General features: G+C 33.6%; 24 protein-coding genes and 3 tRNA genes. 19 read left to right on the forward strand and 8 right to left on the reverse strand.

Going from position 1 to position 23,071, the window contains the following annotated elements:
• Position 1: 1 nt before the first annotated feature.
• The 19 genes from KJ849_01470 (at position 2) to KJ849_01560 (ending at position 15,585) form a co-directional block, all read left to right on the forward strand.
• Positions 2–589 (forward strand): GerMN domain-containing protein, encoded by a 588-nt coding sequence (locus KJ849_01470; protein MBU2599239.1) that lies wholly within the window; start codon positions 2–4, stop codon positions 587–589.
• A 51-nt stretch (positions 590–640) separates the two neighbouring features.
• Positions 641–1,243 carry a signal peptidase I gene (lepB, locus tag KJ849_01475; GenBank protein MBU2599240.1) on the forward strand — a complete coding sequence of 201 codons (603 nt, stop codon included), beginning with the start codon at positions 641–643 and terminating at the stop codon, positions 1,241–1,243.
• Positions 1,244–1,324: 81 nt separating this feature from the next.
• Positions 1,325–1,933 carry a nucleotide exchange factor GrpE gene (grpE, locus tag KJ849_01480; protein MBU2599241.1) on the forward strand — a complete coding sequence of 203 codons (609 nt, stop codon included), beginning with the start codon at positions 1,325–1,327 and terminating at the stop codon, positions 1,931–1,933.
• Between the two features lie 3 nt (positions 1,934–1,936).
• Entirely contained in the window at positions 1,937–3,862 is a 1,926-nt protein-coding gene (gene dnaK / locus KJ849_01485; GenBank protein ID MBU2599242.1) for a molecular chaperone DnaK, read from the forward strand.
• A gap of 167 nt (positions 3,863–4,029) precedes the next feature.
• Complete coding sequence (dnaJ, locus tag KJ849_01490; protein ID MBU2599243.1) at positions 4,030–5,178, forward strand: molecular chaperone DnaJ; 1,149 nt, start codon at positions 4,030–4,032, stop codon at positions 5,176–5,178.
• A gap of 35 nt (positions 5,179–5,213) precedes the next feature.
• Positions 5,214–5,948 (forward strand): 16S rRNA (uracil(1498)-N(3))-methyltransferase, encoded by a 735-nt coding sequence (locus tag KJ849_01495; protein MBU2599244.1) that lies wholly within the window; start codon positions 5,214–5,216, stop codon positions 5,946–5,948.
• Positions 5,949–6,108: 160 nt separating this feature from the next.
• Complete coding sequence (pilB, locus tag KJ849_01500; protein ID MBU2599245.1) at positions 6,109–7,833, forward strand: type IV-A pilus assembly ATPase PilB; 1,725 nt, start codon at positions 6,109–6,111, stop codon at positions 7,831–7,833.
• A gap of 57 nt (positions 7,834–7,890) precedes the next feature.
• Positions 7,891–8,955 carry a type IV pilus twitching motility protein PilT gene (locus KJ849_01505; GenBank protein ID MBU2599246.1) on the forward strand — a complete coding sequence of 355 codons (1,065 nt, stop codon included), beginning with the start codon at positions 7,891–7,893 and terminating at the stop codon, positions 8,953–8,955.
• 92 nt (positions 8,956–9,047) lie between these two features.
• Positions 9,048–10,271 (forward strand): type II secretion system F family protein, encoded by a 1,224-nt coding sequence (locus KJ849_01510; GenBank protein ID MBU2599247.1) that lies wholly within the window; start codon positions 9,048–9,050, stop codon positions 10,269–10,271.
• A 263-nt stretch (positions 10,272–10,534) separates the two neighbouring features.
• Positions 10,535–10,855, forward strand: a complete 321-nt coding sequence (locus tag KJ849_01515) for a MerR family transcriptional regulator (GenBank protein ID MBU2599248.1) — start codon at positions 10,535–10,537, stop codon at positions 10,853–10,855.
• A 199-nt stretch (positions 10,856–11,054) separates the two neighbouring features.
• Positions 11,055–11,132, forward strand: a tRNA-Pro gene (locus tag KJ849_01520).
• 60 nt (positions 11,133–11,192) lie between these two features.
• Positions 11,193–11,269 (forward strand) — tRNA-Arg (locus KJ849_01525).
• Between the two features lie 120 nt (positions 11,270–11,389).
• Positions 11,390–12,223, forward strand: coding sequence for a 4-(cytidine 5'-diphospho)-2-C-methyl-D-erythritol kinase (locus KJ849_01530; GenBank protein MBU2599249.1), 834 nt, complete (start codon positions 11,390–11,392; stop codon positions 12,221–12,223).
• A 14-nt stretch (positions 12,224–12,237) separates the two neighbouring features.
• Positions 12,238–12,312 (forward strand) — tRNA-Gln (locus KJ849_01535).
• 231 nt (positions 12,313–12,543) lie between these two features.
• On the forward strand, positions 12,544–12,720 hold the full coding sequence (locus tag KJ849_01540) for a 4Fe-4S binding protein (protein ID MBU2599250.1): 177 nt from the start codon (positions 12,544–12,546) through the stop codon (positions 12,718–12,720).
• Between the two features lie 220 nt (positions 12,721–12,940).
• Entirely contained in the window at positions 12,941–13,660 is a 720-nt protein-coding gene (locus tag KJ849_01545) for an rRNA pseudouridine synthase (GenBank protein ID MBU2599251.1), read from the forward strand.
• On the forward strand, positions 13,657–14,319 hold the full coding sequence (locus KJ849_01550) for a histidinol phosphate phosphatase domain-containing protein (GenBank protein MBU2599252.1): 663 nt from the start codon (positions 13,657–13,659) through the stop codon (positions 14,317–14,319). The genes KJ849_01545 and KJ849_01550 overlap by 4 nt, the downstream gene beginning before the upstream one ends.
• Positions 14,320–14,988, forward strand: coding sequence for a tetratricopeptide repeat protein (locus KJ849_01555; GenBank protein ID MBU2599253.1), 669 nt, complete (start codon positions 14,320–14,322; stop codon positions 14,986–14,988).
• Between the two features lie 21 nt (positions 14,989–15,009).
• A complete protein-coding gene (locus KJ849_01560; GenBank protein ID MBU2599254.1) occupies positions 15,010–15,585 on the forward strand; it encodes a DNA-3-methyladenine glycosylase in 576 nt (191 codons plus the stop codon).
• On the opposite strand, the gene KJ849_01565 is transcribed toward KJ849_01560, so the two are convergent.
• The 8 genes from KJ849_01565 to KJ849_01600 all read right to left on the reverse strand — a co-directional run bounded on the left by KJ849_01565 (position 15,586) and on the right by KJ849_01600 (position 23,066).
• Entirely contained in the window at positions 15,586–15,972 is a 387-nt protein-coding gene (locus tag KJ849_01565) for a peptide chain release factor-like protein (protein ID MBU2599255.1), read from the reverse strand.
• A 19-nt stretch (positions 15,973–15,991) separates the two neighbouring features.
• On the reverse strand, positions 15,992–16,372 hold the full coding sequence (locus KJ849_01570) for a VOC family protein (GenBank protein MBU2599256.1): 381 nt from the start codon (positions 16,370–16,372) through the stop codon (positions 15,992–15,994).
• 17 nt (positions 16,373–16,389) lie between these two features.
• On the reverse strand, positions 16,390–18,969 hold the full coding sequence (locus KJ849_01575) for a PAS domain S-box protein (GenBank protein ID MBU2599257.1): 2,580 nt from the start codon (positions 18,967–18,969) through the stop codon (positions 16,390–16,392).
• Between the two features lie 210 nt (positions 18,970–19,179).
• Positions 19,180–20,196: a Holliday junction branch migration DNA helicase RuvB gene (gene ruvB / locus KJ849_01580; GenBank protein MBU2599258.1), complete on the reverse strand. Its 1,017-nt coding sequence runs from the start codon at positions 20,194–20,196 to the stop codon at positions 19,180–19,182.
• On the reverse strand, positions 20,189–21,109 hold the full coding sequence (locus tag KJ849_01585; GenBank protein MBU2599259.1) for a GGDEF domain-containing protein: 921 nt from the start codon (positions 21,107–21,109) through the stop codon (positions 20,189–20,191). The genes ruvB and KJ849_01585 overlap by 8 nt, the downstream gene beginning before the upstream one ends.
• 113 nt (positions 21,110–21,222) lie before the next feature.
• Positions 21,223–21,813 carry a Holliday junction branch migration protein RuvA gene (gene ruvA / locus KJ849_01590; GenBank protein ID MBU2599260.1) on the reverse strand — a complete coding sequence of 197 codons (591 nt, stop codon included), beginning with the start codon at positions 21,811–21,813 and terminating at the stop codon, positions 21,223–21,225.
• Positions 21,810–22,307 carry a crossover junction endodeoxyribonuclease RuvC gene (gene ruvC, locus KJ849_01595; GenBank protein MBU2599261.1) on the reverse strand — a complete coding sequence of 166 codons (498 nt, stop codon included), beginning with the start codon at positions 22,305–22,307 and terminating at the stop codon, positions 21,810–21,812. Before ruvC ends, ruvA begins: the two co-directional genes overlap by 4 nt.
• A 3-nt stretch (positions 22,308–22,310) precedes the next feature.
• On the reverse strand, positions 22,311–23,066 hold the full coding sequence (locus tag KJ849_01600) for a YebC/PmpR family DNA-binding transcriptional regulator (GenBank protein ID MBU2599262.1): 756 nt from the start codon (positions 23,064–23,066) through the stop codon (positions 22,311–22,313).
• Between the last annotated feature and the right edge of the window lie 5 nt (positions 23,067–23,071).

Raw genomic sequence — 23,071 nt, forward strand, 5'->3', positions numbered from 1 at the left:
AGTGGCTCATAAAAAACATAAAACTATCTTAATAATCATAACCATGGTTATCGTATCGGTGTCGATAGGTTTTACTTACTTATATCTTCGCCATAAAGAAATGCCTTTTCTAGATAAAATGGCTATTTCTTCTTTTTTTGAAGAAGAGGAGGTCAAGGTAAGATTATATTTTTCTTCCTTTGATGCTTCTTGTTTGGCTTTAGAAGAAAGAAAGATTAAAAAATGTGAAGATAAGATCGAACAAGCTAAACTAATGATCAAAGAGTTAATCAAGGGTCCTTTGGCTAATAATCTAAAACCTACCCTACCTCTAAATTGTCAAATAAAAGAAGTCTTTAGTCATAAAGAGACTATCTTTGTAGACTTTGATCAAAATTTCGTAGAAGAACATTGTAAAGGGAGTTGTGGGGAAATTTTAACTATTTATTCGATAGTCAATACCTTGTTAGATAATTTAAATAGCTACAAAAAAGTTCAATTTTTAGTAGAAGGAAAAGAAATAGAGACTTTAGCAGGACATATCTTTCTCCAACAACCATTATTTAAGGAGAAGAGGTTAATTAAAGTTGAAACCAAAAGAGGTAAGTAAAAATAAATAATCTATCAATAAAGAGAAAGATTTTATGAAAGGATGTTTCTTATGAGCTTCATTAATACTTGGAAAAAATTTCGTCAAAGTAAGATCTATGAATACTTAGAAGTAATTGTGATTGCTTTAAGCTTAGCCTTAGTTATCAGAACTTTTGTCATTCAAGCTTATAAAATTCCTTCTGGGTCAATGATTCCTACTCTTCAAGTAGGTGATCACTTATTTGTCTCTAAGTTTGCTTATGGAATAAAGATACCTTTTACTGAGAAAAAGATATTAAAATTTAAAAGTCCCCAAAGGAAAGATATTATTGTCTTTAAATGTCCGGTTGATCCAAGCAAGGACTTCATTAAAAGAATGATCGGTCTTTCAAAAGAAGAAATAATGATTAAAGAGAAAAAAGTTTATATCAACCAGAAGTCAATAGAAGAACCGTATGTAATAAAATCTATCTCTTCTTTTAAAAATATTTACTCCATCAGAGATAATTGGGAAGAACCTTTAATCGTACCAAAAAACAAATATTTTGTCATGGGTGATAACCGTGATTCAAGTTATGATAGTAGATTTTGGGGATTTTTATCCGAAGAGATGATTAAAGGCAAAGCCTTGTTTATCTATTGGCCTCCTAATAGAATTAGCTTAATCCGATAATTTTTTTGAATCCTTTTGCTAATTTAAGCGTCAATTAAGGAAGAAGATAAAATTTTTAAGAGGAGGTATTAAATAGAAAATATGCCAGAAAAAGAAGAAGAGAAAAAAGAGCCATTAGAAGAGGTATCAGAAGAAGAAGTATTAGAAAAAGAACCATTAGAAGAGGTATTAGAAAAAGATATCTTGATTGATCAAGAGAGATTGAAGAAATTAGAGGAGGGATGCAAATTAGCTGATGAATACTTAGATCACTTAAAAAGATTAAAAGCCGAGTTTGAAAACTATAAAAAAAGAACATTAAAAGAAAGAGAAGAATTAATAAAATATGCTAATGAAGATTTAATAAGTCAACTTTTGCCTATTATTGACAATTTTGAAAGAGCTCTTCTCAGTGAATATGAAAAACATAATCTTAGTTTTTTTAAAGAAGGAATTTTATTAATTAAAAAACAATTTTCTGACCTTCTTTCTGAAAGAGGATTAAAAGAGATGGACCCCTTAGGAAAGGCATTGGACTCTAACTTACATCATGCCTTAATGCAAAAAAGCAGTGAAGAATATGAGGAAAATATAATTATTGAAGAATTACAAAAAGGATACCTGCTATATGATAAAGTAATCAGGCCTTCTCAAGTCGTGGTATCCAGTGGAAGAAATTCAGGAGAAGGAAAAAAAAAGGAGGAAGAATAAATTATGAGTAAAGTGATCGGTATTGATTTAGGAACTACCAATTCGGTAGTAGCAGTAATGGAAGGGGGAGAGCCTATCGTTATTGCCAATAAAGAAGGATTTCGGACTACACCTTCAGTAACAGCCTTTACTAAATCTGGTGAACGTTTAGTAGGTCAACCAGCTAAAAGACAAGCGATAACTAATGCTGAAAATACTATCTATTCTATTAAGAGATTTATGGGCAGAAAACTAAATGAGGTATCTCAAGAAGATCAAGAAGTTTCTTATCAATTAAAGGCTGCTTCTAATGAAGACGTGAGAGTAATCACCAGAGAAAAAGAATATTCTCCGCCAGAACTATCAGCGTTGATCCTTAGAAAATTAAAGGAAGATGCTGAAAGTTATTTAGGAGAAGAGGTAACTCAAGCTGTCATTACGGTCCCTGCTTATTTTAACGACAGTCAAAGGCAAGCCACCAAAGACGCCGGTAAGATAGCAGGATTAGAAGTATTAAGAATTATTAACGAACCTACCGCTGCTTCCTTAGCTTATGGATTAGATAAGAAAAAAGAAGAGAAGATTGCCGTTTATGATTTAGGTGGAGGAACTTTTGATATTTCTATCTTAGAAATAGGAGATGGAGTCTTTGAAGTAAAAGCTACTAATGGAGATACTCATTTAGGAGGAGATGATTTTGATCAGAGAATAATAGATTGGTTGGCTGATGAATTTACCAAAGAACAAGGAATAGATTTAAGAAAAGATGTTATGGCTTTACAACGTTTAAAAGAAGCAGCAGAAAAAGCTAAATGCGAGCTTTCTACTACGGTAACTACAGAGATAAATCTACCTTTTATTACGGCTGATGCTAATGGTCCAAAGCATTTAAATGTAACTTTGACCAGAGCTAAATTAGAACAATTAGTAGATGATTTAGTTAAAAGAACTATTGGTCCTTGCGAACGGGCTTTAGCTGATAGTGGGTTTGCTACTAAAGATATTGATGAGGTAATACTAGTGGGCGGACAAACGAGAATGCCTAAAGTAGTAGAGATAGTAAAAAATTTGTTTGACAAAGAACCTCATAAAGGAGTAAATCCAGATGAGGTGGTAGCGATAGGAGCAGCTATTCAAGCTGGCGTTTTAAAAGGCGAAGTTAAGGATGTTTTACTTTTAGATGTTACTCCTTTATCTTTAGGAATCGAGACTTTAGGACAAGTTTTTACTAAGCTGATTGAACGAAATGTTACCATTCCTACCAGAAAGAGCCAAGTTTTTTCTACGGCGGCGGATAACCAAACAGCAGTAAGTATCCATGTTCTTCAAGGTGAAAGAGCTTTGACAACTGATGAAGGAATGAAGACTTTAGGAAGATTTGACTTAGTGGGTATTCCTCCTGCCCCACGAGGCATTCCTCAGATTGAGGTAACTTTTGATATTGATGCTAATGGGATTGTTCATGTTTCGGCTAAGGATTTAGGAACAGGTAAGAAGCAAAAGATTAAGATTGAATCTTCTAGTGGGCTTCCTAAGGAAGAAATAGAGAAGATGGTAAAAGAAGGGGAATTACACGCTCAAGAAGATGAAAAAAAGAGAAATTTAGCTGAAGCTAAAAATAAAGCCGATAGTTTAGCTTATTCCGCCGAAAAGAGCTTAAAAGAGTACGGAGATAAGATTTCTCAAGAAGACCGCCAAAAAATAGAAGAGGCTCTTAGCAGCTTAAAAAAGGCAACTGAAGGAAAAAGTATCGATGAAATTAATAAAGCTATTGATGAATTAAGCAAAGCTTCTCATAAGTTAGCTGAAGAAATGTACAAAAAGGCAGCCGAGCAACAAGCGAAAGAACAAACGAAAGACGGGAAAGAAACAGAAACAGCCAAGGACCAAAAGAAAGACCAAGAAGAAGTAGTTGATGCTGAATATAAAGTAGAAGATGAAGATAAATAATAAGCAGTAAGCAGTCAGGTGTCCGCTTTTAGTTATTAGGCTGACTTCTGACTGCTACTAATAAATAATAAAAAGTATATAATAAGAAGTATATAATAAGAAGTAAATAATAAAAAGTGAATAATAAGAAGTGAATAATAAGAAGTAAATAATAAGAAGAGGAAATAATAAAGGTGACTAAAAGAGATTACTATGAAATATTAAGTGTCAATAAAGATGCTGCTGCCGATGAGATTAAAAAAGCTTACCGAGTTTTAGCTAAAAAACACCATCCCGATAATAATCCCGGAAATAAAACAGCCGAGGAAAAGTTTAAAGAAGCTGCCGAAGCTTATGAAATATTAAGTGACCCTGAAAAAAGAGCTCGTTATGATCAATTTGGCCATGAAGGAGTATCTTCTGCCTTTGGCAAGGAAGGATTTACCTGGTCTAATTTTACCCACTTTGGAGATGTTGAAGACATTCTGGGAGAATTTTTTGATAGTAGTATTTTGGGTAATATTTTTGGTTTTGGCAGTAATAGAAAAAGAACTCAACGAGGAGCTGATTTAAGATATGATCTAACTTTAAGTTTAAAAGAAGCAGCTTTTGGTTGCGAAAAGAAGATTAAGATAAATCGGAAAGAAATATGCACTACCTGTAATGGCACAGGAGCCAAGCCAGGAAGTAGCAGCACTACTTGTTCTACTTGCCAGGGAAAAGGCCAAGTAAGACAAGTGCAAGGATTTTTTAGTATCAACGCTACTTGTCCTCGTTGCCAAGGAAGGGGTGAAGTCATTAAAAACCCTTGTCTATCTTGTGGAGGAAGTAGGCAGGTTAAAAATACTCGTCAGATAGTAGTTAAGATTCCCGCAGGAGTAAATAATGGCAATAGTATTAAGATACCCAAGGAAGGAGAAATAAGTTCAAGTGGAGGAGCTCAAGGTAATTTATATGTAGTCATTAACGTGGAAGAAGATGAGCTCTTTATTCGAGAAGATAGTGATATCTTATGCGAAGTAGCTATTAGCTTTACCCAAGCAGCTTTAGGGTGTGAAATATCTATTCCTACCTTGGAAAAAGAAAATATTAAGATGAAGATTCCATCTGGTACTCAATCCCATAAAGTATTTAGATTAAAGGGAAAAGGCATTCCATCTCTTCACGGAGGAGAAAGAGGAGACCAACATGTAAGGGTTATCGTTAAAACTCCCACTGATTTAACAGAAGAGGAAAAAAATACCTTACGAGAATTTGCTCAAAAAAGAGGCGAGGAAGTAGCTTATATTGAAGCCAAAGAGAGCATCTTTAAAAAATTTAATCTAAAATTTAAATAAGCCTAACATGGTCTTGATCAAAATAATCATTCACTATGAATCATAAAAGGTTGTTTATCTCAGAAATAAAGGATCATAACTTTGAGATTACCTCTCCAGAACAAGTTCATTATTTAAAAAATGTCTTACGTCTTAAAAAGAAAGAAGAAATAATAATATTAGATGGAAAGGGATGGGAATACAAGACCGAAGTTGAAAGGATAAATACTAACAAGATCAAGGTGGTCTCAAAAGAAGAAATTTTTCATCCTTTGGAAAATTATAGTCTTATCTTATATCAAAGTCTTTTAAAAAGTCCTAAAATGGATTTTTTAGTTCAAAAGACAAGCGAATTAAATGTAAGTAAATTTGTCCCTATTGTAACCACCAGATCCTTAAGATACTTATCAAAAGAAGTAGTCAAGAATAAAGTAGCTCATTGGCAAAAGATAGCTATGTCTTCTGCTTCTCAATCTAAAAGAGTTAGATTGATGGAGATAGCAGAACCCATCTGGCTAAAAAAAGATTTTTTAAAAAAAGAAACTTTTGGTAAGGCAGTTGTCTTCTGGGAAGAAGAGCAAAAAAACTTAAGAGAAGAACTACTTTTCTTAAAAGATCCAAAAAGCATATCTTTATTTGTAGGACCAGAAGGGGGTCTCACTAAAGAAGAGATAGATCTTTTAAGATCTCAAGGAGTAGTTTCTGTTTCTTTAGGAAACCAAATATTGCGAAGCGAAACAGCAGCCGTGGTAGTAGTAGCTATCATCTTGTATCAATGGGGAATAATATAAAAGACTAACTATAGTAGTTACTAACGAAAACTAGACATAGGAAATAATACCGAGTAATAAAAGATAAACTTGTTTGCCCTCAATTAATTTGCTCTATGTCAAATTTTCATTATAATTTTCATTAATAAGTGCTAATTAATAAGTGCTATAAGAGGTGATCATGGTAGACATTTCTGAGGATCAATCTAAAAAGAAGAAATACCGCTTAGGTGAAATGTTAGTAAGCGCTGGAATAATTACTCACGAGCAATTAGAAGTAGCCTTAAAAGAACAAAATAAGACCAGGGATCAGTTAGGAAGGTTACTGGTAAAGTTAAACTTTGCAACAGAAGAAGTAATTGCTTCTTTTATAGCTTCTCAGCTCGGAATCTCCTTTGTAAGTTTAGCTGAAATTGGTTTTTCTGAAATTGATCCTAAGGTAGCTAAGTCTATTCCTGACAATATTATCCAGAGACAAAAATTAATTCCTATTGCTCGAGAAGGAAATATTTTAACAGTAGCTATGGCTAATCCTTTAAATATTATCGCCATAGATGACATTGGTATAATTACCGGTTATGAAGTAAAACCAGTTATTGCTACGGAAAGTGAAATTAATGCGGCTATAGAAAAGTATTACGGCACAGATTTAATGAGGAATGTAGTCAAGGATACTGAAGCCCGAAAAGTAGAGATAGTAGAAGTAGAAGATATAGGTAAAGCTATAATGGAGGGAGGCGGAGCTCCGGTAGTAACCTTAGTTAATCATATCTTAATAGAAGCTATAAAAAATAATGCCAGTGATATTCATATAGAACCTTTTGAAAAAACATTAAGGGTTCGTTATCGGATTGATGGTTTATTACATGAAGCTATTACCCCTCCTAAGCAATTACAAAATGCTCTTATTTCCCGAATAAAAATTATGTCTCATTTAGATATTGCTGAGCGGCGATTGCCTCAGGATGGACGAACAAAAGTAAGACTACACGACCGGGACATAGATTTAAGAATTTCTATTTTACCTACTACCTTTGGAGAAAAAGCAGTCATGAGAATTTTAGACTCTTCAGCTTTAGCGATGGATATTACTAGTTTAGGATTAGAGCCAGATGCTTTTCCTGTTTATAGAAAGAATGTGCAAGTTCCTTATGGATTTATTTTAGTCACTGGCCCTACTGGTAGTGGAAAAACAACTACTCTTTATTCAACTTTAAAACTAATAAACACTATTGGTAAAAATGTGATAACGATTGAGGACCCGGTTGAGTATGTCTTGCCTGGAATTAACCAAGTTCAAGTGCGACCAGATATTGGTTTAAATTTTGCTAATGGATTAAGATCTTTCTTAAGACAAGATCCAGATATTATCATGGTAGGAGAAATAAGGGATAAAGAGACAGCCGAAGTAGCTATTAATGCTGCCTTAACTGGACACTTAGTCTTTAGCACCCTCCATACTAATGATGCCTCAGGAGCTGTTACTAGATTATTAAATATGGGGGTAGAACCATTTTTAATCTCTTCTACTGTGGTGATGTGTGTAGCTCAAAGACTTATTAGAGTAATCTGTCCAAATTGTAAAGAACCTTATCCTCCCGATGAAGGAACACTCGCGGAATTAGGAAAAAAATGGAAGGATCTAGAAACTTTATATCGAGGAAAAGGATGTAAAAACTGTGCTAAGATAGGATACAAAGGGAGAGTAGCTATTTTTGAGGTCTTAGAAATAGATGAAGCAATTAAGGAAATGATTGCTCGTCGAGCTACTGCTTCAGAGGTAAAAAATTGTGCTCGCCAAAAAGGAATGATCACTTTACGAGAAGCAGCGATTAGGAAAGTAGCCACTGGTCTCACTACTATAGAAGAGCTTAGAAGAATTACGGCTGAAGAAGCTATTTTATAAAATTTTGGATTATTTTTGTCTAAAAACTTATCTTACCAAGAGAGAGTGAAAGAAAAAGTGTATAAGTTAAACGAGTTAGTCTATCTGATGTCTGAAAAAAATGCTTCTGACCTCCACTTAATAGTAGGAACTTCTCCTCAATTTCGAATCGATGGTGTTTTAACTTCTTTAAGTTATGAAGAAAAATTACTACCTGATACTTGTAAGGATTTAGTTTATAGCGTCTTAACAGAAGATCAAAAGCAAATTTTTGAAAAAAATGGAGAGTTAGATCTTTCTTTTGGGGTAAAAGGTGTGGGTAGAATAAGAATGAATGTCTTTAGACAAAGAGGTTCTGTGGGAGCGGCTTTAAGAAATATTCCCAGTCAAACTAAAACCTTTGAGGAGTTAAGTTTACCTGAAGTAGTAAATAAGATTGTCCAGTATCCCAGTGGTTTAGTCTTAGTCACCGGTTCTACCGGTAGTGGGAAATCTACTACCTTAGCTTCCATGATAGATTATATTAATGAAAGAAAACAATGTAATATTATCACCATAGAAGATCCTATTGAATTTCTTCATCGTCATAAGTCTTCCATTGTCTCTCAAAGAGAAGTCCGATTTGATACTAAATCTTATGCGACTGCCTTAAAATACATTCTTCGTCAAGATCCAGATGTAATCTTAATTGGAGAAATGAGAGACTTAGAGACTATCTCGGCTGCTTTAATTGTAGCTGAAACTGGTCATTTGGTCTTTGCTACCTTACATACTTCTGATGCTATTCAATCAATAAATCGGATTATTGATGTCTTTCCTTCTCATCAACAACAACAAATAAGGACCCAACTCTCCTTTGTCTTAAAAGCTGTAATTTGTCAACAACTATTATTGGGAGCTAATGGAAGAGGAAGAATATTAGCTTGTGAAGTTCTAATTGCCACTCCGGCGATAAGAAATATTATTCGAGATAATAAGATTCAACAAGCTTACACTACTATGCAAGGGGGAAGATCTTTAGGTATGCAAACTATGAATATGTCTTTATATGAGTTAGCGATTAGTCGAAAAATCACTGAAGAAGAAGCTTTAAACCACACTACCGAACCTGGTGACTTAAGAAAGATGCTTAAATTAGATTAAAAGTTAACAGTTTACCGGGGTCAGGGGTCAGCTCTTAGGATTTAAGGTTAAATCTCAATCTCTAAATTTGAAACACAATTATAAGGATAAAAATGGTTTCTTTTGAATATAAAGTAAGAACCGTAGATAAAAATATAATCGTAGGAACGATAGAAGCATCAAACCAAAAAGCAGCAATAACTGATTTACACCAAAAAAAATATATGATCCTTTCCATTAAAGAAAAAGGATCTACTTTACCTTTTAAATTAACTGGATTCTCTATCAAACCAGGAGCTAAAATCAACCAAAAAACTTTGGTTATTTTTAGTAGGCAATTAGCTACCTTGATAAATGCCGGCATTCCTATTATCCAAAGCTTAAATATCTTGATTGAAGAAGAAAGAAATAAAAGATTTAAACCAACCATTATTGAAATTTGTTCTGATATTGAAAAAGGATCAACTATTTCAGAGGCTTTAGGTAAGCATCCTAAAGTATTTTCTCAGTTATATGTAAGTATGGTTAGATCTGGGGAATTAGGGGGAATTTTAGATGTTCTCTTATTAAGGTTAGCTACTTATTTAGAATTTTTAGACGATTTAAGAAAAAAAGTTCGAAGTGCGATGGTTTATCCTTCGACTGTCTTTGCTATTGCTGCCATTATCATAAGTTTTTTATTAGCGGTAGTGGTGCCTAAATTTAAAGAAACTTTTTCTAGTTTTGGGGCTTCCTTGCCTATGCCCACCCAAATAGTAATAGCAGCAGGAGATTTTGTTGGGAATTATATTATCTATATGATAATATGCTTAATAGCCTTTATTTATGGAATTATTTTCGTAAGAAAGACAACCAAAGGAGGATTTTTTTTAGATAAACTACTCTTGAAGATCCCTGTCCTGGGAGAAGTAATTCGTAAGGTGGCTATCACTAAATTTTCTCGCACTTTAGGTAGTTTAATTAAAGGCGGGGTTTCCATCTTGGAATCTTTAGAAGTAGTAGCTTTAACTGCTAATAATAGAGTAATTGAAAAAGCTATTATGGATTCTCGAGTTTCAATCAGAGAAGGTGAACGGATTGCTGATCCTTTAAGGCAAAGTGGAGTATTTCCTCCTATGGTAGTTCAGATGATCGCTATTGGAGAAGAGACTGGCTCTTTAGATGAAATGCTATCTAAAATAAGTGAGTTTTATGACCGAGAAGTTAGTACGGCTATATCTACGATGACTTCTCTGATTGAACCTATTTTAATCTTATTTTTAGGTGTAGTGGTAGGGGGAATTCTCATCTCTATGTTTTTACCTATCTTTTCCTTAAGCGGAGTTATAAAATATTAAGACCCTGATGTTTGCCGTCTTCTTTAAAAGTAGAGTTATAAAATACTAAGAAAGTAATGTTTGCCGTCTTCTTTAAAAGTAGAGTTATAAAATACTAAGAAAGTAATGTTTGCCGTCTTCTTTAAAAGTAGAGTTATAAAATACTAAGAAAGTAATGTTTGCCGTCTTCTTTAAAAGTAGAGTTATAAAGTATTAAGACCCTGATGTTTGCCGTCTTCTTTAAAAGTAGAGTTATAAAGAATACTAAAGAAGTAAAGATAACCATGCCAGAAAAATTACTTTTTACTATTAGCGAAGTATCTCGTTTAGTTAAAATAAAGCCTCATGTTTTAAGATACTGGGAAAGTGAATTTAGTAATCTAAGACCAGAAAAGAGTGAATCTGGCCAAAGGAAGTATCGACAAAAAGACTTAGATTTAATCCTAAAGATTAAAGAATTATTATATAATAAAAAATACACCATTTTAGGAGCCAAAGAAGTCTTAAAAAAAGAACCAATAGAGTTAGAAGTAAAAAGTAGTTATCTTGATCTAAGTTGGATCAGAAAAGAACTAAATGACCTCCTTCAGATATTAGAACAGTAGTTTCACCTTTTTTGTTCCTCTCTTTGGAAAAGAGGGGTTAGGGGAGATTTTATAGTCCGGAATACTCCTTTAAAATTTTATCATATTGAAGTATGTCTTTTTAAAATCCCCCTTACCCTCTTTAGAAAAAGGGGGATGGAAAAAATTTGAAAGGGAGGTATCCACACAATTCTCGGAAGAACCTTAATAATTAACCATTCGGGGCGTAGCGCAGCTTGGTTAGCGCACCAGCATGGGGGGCTGGGGGTCGGCCGTTCAAATCGGCTCGCCCCGACCAAAGATAAAAGACAGAGCACAGATAACAAATTTATCCTTTGTCTTCTCTGTTCTGATTTATGCGCCCGTAGCTCAGTAGGATAGAGCAGCGGTTTCCTAAACCGTTGGCCGGAGGTTCGAATCCTCTCGGGCGCACCAGTATCAAACTTTCAGAAATTTTGCCGATTGATTCAGCCGCGTGAAGAGCGTCAGTTTCGCTCAAAAAAGGTTCGGATTTCGTCAAACAATCGCACCAAAATAATATCAACTAAAACCATCATGAAAGCATATGCTCCAGCCAAAGTAAACTTATATTTAAGAGTATTAGCCAAGCGAAAAGATGGTTACCATAATATTGAAACAATAATGCAGACTATATCTCTGTACGACACTCTTATTTTTTCAAAAAGAGACGATGCTAAGATTATTCTTTCTGGTGATAATTCTTTAATTCCCAACAATAGTGATAATTTAGTTTTTAAAGCTGCTAAAATTTTAAAGAAGTATACTAATTATAAAAAGGGAGTAAATATCTTTCTCAAGAAAAGAATCCCCATAGCCGCAGGATTAGGAGGAGGAAGTAGTGATGCGGCTTCAACTTTAATGGCTTTAAATAAATTTTGGGAAATAAATTTAAGTCAAGATAAGCTGATAGCTTTAAGCCAAAAATTAGGAGCGGATGTGCCATTTTTTTTAGTCAGAGGAACTGTCCTGGCTACCGGAACTGGAACTACCCTTACTCCCCTGAAACCAATTCCTAAAACTTGGTTAGTCCTTATTTATCCTAAGATTAAAATTTCGACTAAGTGGGTCTATAATAAAGTAAAAATTAAGTTGACAAAAAATAATCTAGACATTAGAATAAGGCAATTAAATTATGAGTATAAATTTATCCCATTATTGTTTAATTCTTTAGAAGAGGTAGTGCTAAAATATTATCCTTTGGTAGGAGAAATAAAAAAGGAACTTAAAGAAAAAGGATCTTTGGGAGTTTTGATGTCTGGAAGCGGCTCTAGCGTTTTTGGAATTACTGCTACCAAGGAAGAAGCTAAATTAATTTATAGATACTTTAAATCTATTAATTACCCAGTCTGGATAGCTTATTTTATTTAAGCTAAATTAATGCTTGGGGTGTCGCCAAGCGGTAAGGCACGGGACTTTGGATCCTGTATTCGGGGGTTCAAATCCTCCCACCCCAGCCATAAATTATAGGTAACTGTTCAGGTATCAGCTTTCAGCTATCAGTTTTATTAAGAATAAGTCCATATTAAGGCAAGAGAGAGAAGGATTTCGTCAAACACGCTCCTCTCTGATTTTGTTAGCTTTAACTGACGCTGATTGCTGATGACTGAATGGTTATAATTATAGTTAGCCAGAGGAGCTAATTAATCTTAATAAAGTAAGAAATAATCGGTAAAGAAAGGAGGTAAGTTATGACTTATATGATCACTGATGAATGCGTAGCCTGTGGCGTTTGTCAATCTGAATGCCCTTCTGAAGCTATTATAGAAGGTGAAGATAAATACTCCATAGATATTGATAAGTGTACAGAGTGTGGTTCTTGCGCAGAAGTTTGCCCTTCCGAAGCTTGTGTTATAGCAAAGGATTAATCATAAATAATGTAGGAGAAAGTCGTTCCACCATAAGTTTCACCAGCTTCCGAAGATTGTGTTATAGTAAGGGATTAATCATAGAGCAATTATAAAGGAGAATGTTAAGATCTTCTTAACAATTCTTAATAAAAAGAGATTATTTGAATTTGCCAAGTAATCTCTTTTTTGCTTTAATTTATAGTCTATGAATTTAAAAATGAAATGAAGGCACTTATCAATGAGGGTAGAGAGATTACAAAAAGTCCTTTCTAAAGCCGGTATTACCTCTAGAAGAAAAGCAGAAAAGTTAATTTTAGAAGGAAAAATTAAGGTAAACCATCAAGTAGTTAGTAAGTTAGGGATCAAAGTCGATCCTGAAAAAGATGAAATCTTAGTTGACCATAAAAAATTAAGTCTCGAAAAGAAGGTTTACTTGTTACTTTATAAGCCAAAAAACTATATAACCACCTTATCTGATAATTTCAAAAGACCGACGGTAATGGACTTAATAAAAGATATTAAAGAACGGGTATATCCAATAGGAAGATTAGATTATGATACGGCAGGAATCTTATTATTAACCAATAATGGAGATTTTTCTTACCAACTTACTCATCCTAAATTTAAAGTTGAAAAAACTTACTTAGTGAAATTTAAGAATTTTGTTTTAGATGAAAAGATAAAAAGCTTAAGAAGGGGGGTTAACTTAAGCGATGGTCTTACTTTGCCAACTAAAGTAAAAGTTTTACAGAAAAAAGAAACTCATACTTGGATCTCTATAACTTTAACTGAAGGAAGAAATAGACAAATTAAGCGAATGGGAGAGGCTATTGGCCACAAGGTAACCTCTTTAAAAAGAATAGCTTATGGATGCCTAAGATTAGGTAATTTAAAAGAAGGCCAATATAGAGAACTTACCTCAACTGAAATAAGTAAACTATTAAAAGAGACAAAATGATTAATTTACATACGCATTCATTATTTAGTGATGGAATCTTACTTCCTTCTGAATTAGTTAGTCAAGCTAAGGAAAAAGGTTATCAGATCATAGCTATCACTGACCATGCTGATTCTTCTAATTTAGATTTTATTATCCCCAGAATAGCAAAAGTAAGTCAAGAATTAAGCTTATATTTTGAGGTTGAGGTAATACCAGGAATTGAAATTACCCATGCTCCTCCTTTGCTTATTCCTAATTTAGTTAAAGAAAGTAGAAATTTAGGAGCTAAGATTGTTCTTGTTCATGGAGAGACTATTTGTGAACCAGTAACCAAAGGAACTAATTGGGCAGCTTTAAATTGTGATATTGACATCTTAGCTCATCCTGGCTTAATTACTGAAGAAGAAGTTAAATTAGCCCGAAAAAACAAGATTGCTTTAGAAATAACCACTCGATTAAATCACGCCACCTGTAATGGTTATTTAGCTAATTTGGCTAGAAAAATAGGGGCTCGTTTAGTCATAAACTCTGATGCCCATACAGATCAAGACATGTTAGGCTATACGAGAACATGTCAGATAGCTAAAGGAGCAGGTTTAAGCGAAGAAGAGATAAAAGAAGCTTTCAATAATGGCCAAGAAATAGCTAAAAAGATTAGAGAGAAAGAGAGAAGGTAAATGACCAAGAAGATTAATAAGAAGACTCTAAAGAGAGATAAATTCTTAAATTTTATGATCACTAAGTTAGACTCTTTTAAAAAAGATAAAGCTTCAATTAAGAAAAAACTATACCTCGCAGGCATCATTTGTTTAATCATTTTTGTGGGATTTTCTTATCTAAAAGGACAAAAAAGAGAAGCTGAAACATTATATGCCGAAGCTTTGAGAATTTACCATGAAAGCAATAACGAAGAAGGATATAAAAAAGCTAAGGAAATCTTTAAAAAGGCAGTGAAATTTAAGCAGACCAAAGCTGGAAAATTGTCTCTCCTTTATGCAGGAAACTGTTGTTCTAAACTTAAAGAATATCAAGAAGCTTTAAATTATTATAAAATTTTCACCAGTAGTTTTAAGGAATATCCATTAACTGCTCTTGGTCTCATCTCCTTAGCTAATACTGCCGAAGAACTAAATAACTTTAAGGAAGCCATTAATAGCTATAAAAAACTTATTAATCTTTATTCCCAAAGTAATTTTATTCCTTATGCTATGATCAGATTAGCTAAATGTTACCAAGAGATAAAAAATACCAGCCAAGCAGAAAAGACCTTAAAGGAAGTTATAAAAAAATATCCCAAGACTAATTGGGAATTCGATGCTTCTTTTGCCTTAAATACCTTAAAATAAGATAATCTTTAAAGATGCTTAATGAACAAACTATCGCCTTTATTCTTTAATCGAGATACTCTGGTTGTAGCTCAAGATTTATTAGGAAAGTATTTAGTTCGAATTTGCCATCAGACTAAATTAATAGGGAAGATTGTAGAGACAGAAGCATATATAGGCAATAAAGATCCAGCTTGCCACGCTTATAAAAGCAAGACTCTTCGGAATGAAGTAATGTATAGAGAAGCAGGATGTTTCTATGTTTACTTTATTTATGGAATGTATTATTGTTTAAATATCGTGACTGAAGAAGAAGGGAATCCTTGTGCGGTCTTAATTAGGGCTTTAGAGCCGGTGAGCGGCCTCCAACAGATGATGGAGCATAGAAGAGTAAAAAAGATCGAAGAACTTACCAATGGGCCAAGTAAACTTTGTCAAACTTTAAATATTAATAAAGAACACAATGGCTTAAAGGTAAGTAGCCAAGAAATATACTTAGTTGATGGAAAAGAAGAAAAAATTGAGATAGTGAAAACTTCTCGCATTGGAATAAGAGTAGGTACTGAAAACTTATGGCGTTTTTATATCAAGAATAGTCCTTTTGTCTCTAAAAAGTAGTTAATTACTTGCTGCCTCCTTTTTCTCCTTAAGATCTATCTTTTGTTTGGCTCTTTTTAAGGACTCTTTCTTCTGCTTTCTGATTTTATTAATTCTTTGACTTATCTTACTCTCTTTTCCTAAGACCTTCTCTTCGATCTTATCGACTATCAGCCTTAAGGCTAAGAACCGATTTAAAGACTGGGATCTTTCTCTTTGACATTTTACCTCCAGCCCACTGGGAAGATGTTTTAGATAAACACAGCTCGAAGTCTTATCTTTCTTTTGTCCTCCTTTTTTACTGGATCGAATAAAATGTTCTTCTATCTCTTTATCGGCTATCCCTAATCTCTCCATTTTATCAAGAAGAGCTTTTTCTTTCTCTGGAGTAACGCCAAATTTACCCAATTCTTTATGATGCCTTAACCTAGAGCTTACTCTTTTCTTTTATCTCATATAAATTACCAGAAAAATCTCTGATAAAGAGAAGCTCTTTCTCTCCCTTTTTAATTATCTTTGGCTTTAAGCCATGCTTCTTGCTCCTATCGATAAAACTTTCTTTATTTTCTACTTCCAGACAAAGATGAAGATATCCTTTGTCTAATCTTCTATCAGTAATAAAGACTTCAAGCTCTATTCCTTCTCCGGTAAAGACTTCTACTTCTACCTCTTCTTCTAGATTAAAAATATCTTTAGTTAAACTTAGATTTAATAAAAAACTTTTGGTCTTTTTAAGTCCTAATACTTCCAAAAAGAAAGTCATTGCTTTCTCTTTATCTATTACTTCTAATCCCACATGTCTTAACATAAAACCCTTCTTCCTAATTACTCGGTGATTACTTGATGTAAAACCTGGCTTAGTTCTTCAATCTTATATGGTTTGGTAATAAAGTTTTTGAAACCATAATTCTTATGATCATACAAGACTGAGTTTTCAGCATAACCACTGAGGACAATAGCCTTAACTGCAGGATCAATCTTCATCAGTTCCTTGATGGTTTCTTTTCCTCCCATTCCATCAACTATAGTTAAATCTAACAATACTACCTTAAAGGGCTTTTTAGATTCTTTAGCTTTTTTATATGCCTCAATGGCTTCTTGGCCATTTCTGGCTAACTTTACTTGATAGCCAAGATACTTAAGGAGCTCACCCGTAGTCTCCAAGACCTCTTTCTCGTCATCCATCAATAACACCCTTCCTTTTCCCTTAATGATCTTATTTTCTTTCTTTTTAGGAATCTTTTCTTTTTCTTGACTAGCAGGTAAATAAAGATAAAAAACCGTTCCTTTATTCACCTCAGAAGTCGCCTCGATATATCCTCCATGCCTTTTAATAATAAGATAAACAATGGAAAGTCCTAAGCCTCTTCCTTTGTCTTTAGTCGTAAAATAAGGATCAAATATCTTTTGAAGATGCTCAACAGGTATACCGCAGCCTTGATCTTTAATAGAAACTTTTATGTAATCTCCCCTGGATAAGGGAATAGGCTTTTCTTCTTTTTCTATGGTTATATTTTTTGCTTTAATCTCTATTTCTCCGCCATTAGGCATGGCTTCTTTAACATTAAGGATTAAGTTATTAAAAACTTGCATTATTTGTCCAGAATCGCCAATGATAGAGTGAAGATCATCCACTATAGAGATCTTGGCCTGGATCGTAGAATCACTTAAATTAAACTTAACTACTTCTTTTACTAATTCGGAAATAGAAACAAGGCTTTTAACCAGCCCACTATCTTTTGAGAGAGTAAAAAGCTGTGAAGTTAATTCCTTGGCTTTCAAAGATATATCTTCTATCTCAGAGAGCTTTTTAAAGATTCTATCCTCTGGCGCTAAATTTATTTTAGCTAAAGTAACATTACTTAGGATAGCCATTAAAATATTATTAAAATCATGGGCAATGCTTTCTGCAAAAAGGTAAAAGGTTTCAAGTCTTTGAGTCCTTTTTAGTTCTTCCTCTCTTTGCTGTTTTTCAGTAATATCACGAAAGACCAGGACTACGCCTACTACTTCACCTCTCTTATTGTGAATAACTATCCCACTATCATCAAGAAGTCGATGTTTTCCATCTCGACTAATAAGCATAGTATTATTTCCTAATCTAACAATTTCACCAGTCTGAAGTATTTTTTTTACCGGATCGGGATAACTTTCTTGAGTGTAAGCATCAACAATATTAAAAACCTGACATAGGTGTTGACCTAAAGCTTCTTTTTGAGTCACTCCACATAGCTTTAAAGCCATTCCATTGATTAAAACTATTTTGCCTTTGATATCAGTAACAATAACGCCATCGTCAATTGAACCTAAGGTAATAGCTAAGAGTTCTTTTTCAGAAGTTAAAGCTTCTTCTATTTGCTTATGTTTAGTCATATCAGTAAGAACACAAGCAAAACCTCCTATATGGCCTAACTTATCTTTTAAGATAGAAGTAGCAAAAACTACCGGAATATTTTTATTAAGCTTTGATTTAAGGGTTACTTCATAATTCTCAAGGATTCCTCCACTATTGAGCTTATTTAACTTATTTAATAAGATATCTTTTAAATTTTCTGGAAAAATTACCTCTATCTTTTTTCCTTCTAATTCATCTTTATTATATTCTAATAAATTCAAAGCAGCCTGGTTTATAGTAACTATATTTCTCTTTTGATCTAATAAGATTAAGCCGTCACTCATCGTTGAAATAATATTATCTGCTGCCATTGCCGGAGTAATAACTAAAATTTTATACTTAACGATAACATAAGTTATTCCTAAAACCCAGATAAGGGCAAAAATATTCTCTATCTCAGGAACCCCAAGATTTAGCCTTGGTAAAATAAGATTAGTTAAAGAACCAATAAAGAGAGAGATAATGATTACGGTAACCATAACCAAGGCTTGTTTTTTTTCAATTATATTTGTTGTTCTTCTCTCAAAAATAAGAAGCAAGTAAAGACCTAGACCCATTAATAAAAAATGGTATCCATAAAAAAGATAAGGCCAGATGGAGGTTGACCACATTAATCTATATCCATAAGGTCCTTGGCTATAATCAACGATCATAAAATTAGTAAGTTGTTTATAGATAAAGAATAAAGGCAGGGTAAAGATAATAAAGTAAAATATCTTGGTCTTTAATACCCGCTCATTTTTAGTAAAAATCAAAACAAACCATAAAAAGAAGCTACCATAACTAATTGCTCCTAAAAAAATTATTTGACCAAATAATTTAGCCATTCCCTTTGAGGTATGAGGATGAGAAAGAAAAATTTGACCAAGACTCCATAGCGCCAAGCAGATAGTTAAGCTTAAAAATACTCTCTTAAGGGAAGATTTTGGACTTTTTACTAAAATAAAAGCAGCTAAATATAAATAAATTAAAAAAGCAAAAAAATGTAGATATGATAAAAAAAACTTCATAAATTACCTTCCCGTCTAATAAAAAAGCACATTTAGGCTCATTTACATGCAATCCATTAATTAAGTTGACATACCTCGTAGGGAAAATCCACCCCCTAACCCCCGCCAGCGGGGGACAGCCTCGTGGATGTCCCCCGCTGGCGGGGGTTAGGGGGTGGAAATACAACTATTATGTCAAGTTATTTATCAGATTGCATTTATATATAAAGACTATAATAATTGGTAACTCTTCTTAAGATGTTGATAAGCTAAAGGGGTAGCCACCCTACCTCTATTGGTGCGATCGATAAATCCAATCTTAATTAAGTAAGGCTCATAGATATCTTCTATGGTTTCTGCTTCTTCATATAAAGAGGTAGTTAAAGTATTAATCCCTACTGGTCCTCCTTTAAATTTTTCAATAATCACCTCTAAGATCTTTCTATCCATATTATTTAAGCCCATTTCATCTATCTCTAAACTACTTAAGCTATTAAAGGATACTTCTCCATTAATTACCCCATCTCCTTTTACTTGAGCAAAATCTCTAATTCTTTTTAAAAGCCTATTGGCCACTCGAGGTGTTCCTCGAGAACATTTAGCAATGTTGGCTATGCCTTCTTGAGTTATTTCAATATTTAAGATCCGAGAAGACCTCTTGATAATCTCAGCTATCTCTTCTTGATGGTAAAAATCTAAACGATCAACAATGCCAAATCGATCCCTTAAAGGAGAGCTTAGCATACCCGGTCTGGTAGTAGCTCCAATTAAGGTAAATTTAGGAAGATCAAGTTTTATGGTTCGCGCTGAAGGCCCTTTGCCAATCATAATATCAATCTTAAAATCTTCCATCGCTTGATAAAGAACTTCTTCTATATTTCGATTAAGTCGGTGAATTTCATCAATAAATAAGACATCATCGGGATTTAAATTAGTTAATAAAGCAGCTAAATCACCCGACTTTTCTATGACTGGAGCAGAAACACTCTTTATGCCTACCCCTAACTCAGAAGCAATAATACAAGCTAATGTTGTCTTTCCTAAGCCTGGAGGGCCATAAAACAAGGCATGATCTAAAGGTTCCTGTCGTTTTTTAGTAGCTTGAAGGTAAATTAAGAGATTTTCCTTAATCTTTTCTTGACCAATAAACTCCTTAAGCTGAAGAGGTCGTAGTCCTTTTTCAAACTCTTTATCTTTGCCTAATAAGAATGAACTTAAACCTTCTTCTTTTATCGCGTGATTAAGCATAAAAGACTCGATCTTTTCCATTTTTTTTAGCTTTATACATCGCTTTATCTGCTAAGCCAATCAGATCCTTTATATTTTCAGCATCATCAGGATAATTTGATACTCCTAAACTTATGGTCACCTTTAGCTGTATTTGATGATAATCAAATTTAAAATTTCTAATTAAAGAACAAATCCTCTCGGCGACTAATATTCCCTGGTCTTTGGGTGTTTCTGGTAAAACAATTACTATCTCTTCTCCACCATAACGAGCTACCACATCAGCTCCGGAGTGAACATTGCTCCTGATTAAATTAGAGAGAATCTTTAAAACATAATCTCCGGTCAAGTGCCCGTGTTGATCATTAATTCTCTTGAAATTATCAATATCGATCATAATTAAAGAAAAAGTCTCTCCATGTTCATAAGAACGAGCAGTCTCTTTTTCTAAATAACTCTTAAGATATTTATGGGTAAATAAATTAGTCAGTCCATCAATAATAGAGTCTTCTTCTGCAAAAACAGTCCGTTTATCCATTTCTCTAAGTCTACTTCCCAAAGTCTTTATTACCGTAAAAGCAATAGAGTCATCTAATTTGATTAAAGCTTGAAATTCATTCCTCCTAATCATAATTAACTGACAATCTTCCACAGCTTCTACCGTAGCGTTCCTATTATCTCCTTCTATTAAAGCCATCTCTCCAAAAAAATCTCCTCTTTCTAAGGTAGCTATTATAGAATCTATCCCCTCTTTAACTTGCTTCAAGACACAAACCTTACCTTCCTTAATCACATAAAAAGCATCCCCGGGGTCATTTTCTTTAAAGATAATACTTCCTTTAGGATAAAGCTTTTCTTGGGCGATCTTAGTAATTTTTCTTAGCTTATCCTCACTTAAATTAGTAAAAAAAGGAACTTGTTTTAAATACTCCATCTTAAATACTCCATCTTAAAATCTTCATATTAAAATCTTATCAATAAACCATTAGCTATCAGCTATCAGCTATCAGCATTCAGCTATCAGCCTAATAATTGATAGCTGAATGTTTATAAATAACTTAGGGACTTTCTAATTATTTCTTCAACATTCTTAATTTGAGGTAAATTTTCTTTAACTTTCGAAAGAGCTATTAAGGCTTGATTCTTTTTAAATCCTAAAGAAACTAAAGCCATAAGTGCTTCTTCAAAAAAAATCTGGTCTTTCTCTTGAAAAAAAACTTGATCTTCTTCTAAAACTTTATATCTTTCTTTTAACTCTAGAATTATCCTCTCGGCAGTCTTTTTGCCAATACCACTAAATTTAGTTAAAAAATTAACTTCTCCTCTCCCGATAGCCAGCTTAAAATCTCTTAAAGAAGTTATTTGGGATAAGATGGAAAGAGCACCCTTAGGTCCTATTCCAGCAATAGATGTCAACGACCAAAAGATCTCCCTCTCTTCAAGAGTAAAAAATCCATATAAAGCTACAGACTCTTCTTTAACTACTAAATGAGTAAATAAAGTAACTTCTTTGGGTTTTTCAGGAAGCTTATGGTAAGTAGATAAGGGTACATGTGCCTTATACCCAATACCGCTATTGTCTATAACCACAGAGGTTGGTAATTTTTCTACTAATCTGCCGGTAATTGACTCAATCAAGCATTTGCCTCTTTTAAGATTTCCATCTTAAAACAATGAGCATGGCAAATAGCCACCGCTAAAGCATCAGCCGCATCGTCAGAATAAGGTTTGTCTTTTAAATGGAGTAATAATTTGACCATTTCTTGAACTTGATCCTTCTTGGCATGTCCAAAACCTACGATGGCTTGTTTTATTTGCAAAGGCGTATATTCTTTAATCTTAATATTTCCTTGGCTTCCTGCTAAAATGATTACTCCTCTGGCTTGACCTACATTCAAAGCGGTTTTTATGTTCTTACAAAAAAATAATTCTTCTATCGCCATTACGGCAGGCTGATAATCTTTGATTAATCTATAAACTTCATCGTAAATCTTTTCCAATCTCTTCATATATTCCTGATTACTTTTAGTGATAATGCAGCCATAATCTACCACCTTTAAACTATCCCCATCTTTATCTATGACTCCATACCCAATGTTAGCTAAGCCAGGATCTATGCCTAAAATTATCAAAAGCTAAATTTCCTCAATCTCTCTTAAAATTTCATCAGGAATGTTAAAGTTAGAAAATACTTGTTGCACATCATCATCTTCGTCTAAGCTTTCAATTAACTTTAAAAGTTGCAAAGCAGTGCTTTTATCCACCTCGAGATAATTTCGAGGAATCATCGATAAAGTAGTCAACTCAATCTTAATCTTATTTTCTTCTAAAATCTTTCTCATTATTTCTAATCTTGAAGGATCGGTATAGACTTCATAAGCATCTTTCTCTACCTTGTAGTCCTCTGCTCCTGCTTCAGTAATAATATCAAGCAACTTTTCTTCGGAAACTTCATCCTTGTTAACGGCTAAGTATCCTTTTTTATTAAACATCCAAGAAACACATCCAGATTCACCTAAACTACCACCTCTTTTAGAAAAAATATTTCTTATATTTGAAGTAGTTCTATTTTTATTATCAGTCATCGCTTCAACTAAAATCGCCACTCCTCCTGCGCCATAACCTTCATATATTACCTCTTCGGGCATGGTCTCTCCTGAAGACTCCCCTGTTGCTTTTTGAATAGCTCGTTTAATATTATCTATAGGCATATTATAATCCTTAGCTTTTAAAATAGCTAAACGTAACCTAGAATTTCCTTCTAAATCAGAACCCCCCAATTTCACCGCTACCACAATCTCTTTAATTAACTTAGAAAATAATTTACCTCTTTTAGCATCTACCACTGCCTTCTTTCGCTTAATACCAGCCCACTTAGAGTGCCCTGACAACTTAA

It is taken from the genome of bacterium, from assembly GCA_018830565.1.
Taxonomy (GTDB): domain Bacteria; phylum UBA9089; class JAHJRX01; order JAHJRX01; family JAHJRX01; genus JAHJRX01.